General features: G+C 70.9%; 1 protein-coding gene. It reads left to right on the top strand.

Features of this window, described 5'->3' with window-relative positions; all coding sequences use genetic code 11:
• Window positions 1-78: 78 nt before the first annotated feature.
• A partial coding sequence (locus RNC47_RS36580) for a prephenate dehydrogenase/arogenate dehydrogenase family protein (RefSeq protein ID WP_311605174.1) occupies window positions 79-467 on the top strand: 389 nt, incomplete at its 3' end.

Genomic DNA, 467 nt, shown 5'->3' with positions numbered 1-467 from the left:
CTGCCACAGCTGCTCGACCACATCCGGGAGACCGCCCCCAGGTGCGCGCTGACCGATGTCACCAGCGTCAAAGGCGCGGTGCTCGACGAGGTGGGCAAATTCGGGTTGCTACAGAACTTCGTCGGTGGCCATCCGATGGCAGGCACCGCCCACTCGGGCTGGTCGGCCGGCGACGCGGGACTGTTCACCGGCGCCCCCTGGGTGGTCAGCGTGGACGATCACGTCGACGCTCAGGTGTGGTCCCAGGTCACGCAGCTGGCCCTGGACTGCCGCGCGGTGGTGGTGCCGGCCCGCTCCGATGAGCACGACGCCGCCGCAGCCGCCATCTCGCACCTGCCGCACCTGTTCGCCGAAACCCTGGCCGTCATCGCCGGCGAGGTCCCGCTGGCCTTCGCCCTGGCCGCCGGATCCTTCCGCGACGGCACCCGGGTGGCGGCCAGAGTTTCCTTGGCGCGCGTCAGCAGTTC

Origin of the sequence: Streptomyces millisiae (genome assembly GCF_031845425.1) — a bacterium.
GTDB classification, from domain to species: Bacteria; Actinomycetota; Actinomycetes; order Streptomycetales; family Streptomycetaceae; genus Streptomyces; species Streptomyces millisiae.
This window is presented reverse-complemented; position numbering and strand designations above follow the sequence as displayed.